Below are 349 nucleotides of genomic sequence, written 5' to 3'. Positions count from 1 at the left end.
GTGCTGGAACTGTTTCACGGCCCGACGCTGGCGTTCAAGGATTTTGCCCTGCAACTGCTGGGACGCTTGCTGGATTACGTACTGGAACGGCGTCAGGAAAAGGTCGTGATCATGGGAGCCACCTCGGGTGATACCGGCTCGGCGGCCATCGAAGGCACCAAGGCTTGTCGTAATGTGGACATCTTTATCCTGCATCCCCATGGCAAGGTCTCTGAAGTGCAACGCCGCCAGATGACTACCGTTACCGGCGACAATATCTTCAACATCGCCATCGAAGGCAATTTCGACCAGGCGCAGGATATGGTCAAGGCCAGCTTTGGCGACCAGTCCTTCTTGCGCGGTGAACGCA

Annotated in this window: 1 pseudogene; it reads left to right on the top strand. The window is 56.7% G+C overall.

The window, feature by feature from the left end:
• Positions 1–349, top strand: a pseudogene (locus Q4563_RS17520) (threonine synthase); the annotation flags it as partial.

The sequence above is a fragment of the Gilvimarinus sp. 1_MG-2023 genome (assembly GCF_030548285.1).
Note: the sequence above shows the minus strand (reverse complement) of the source record. Positions and strands in the feature narration are given on the sequence as shown.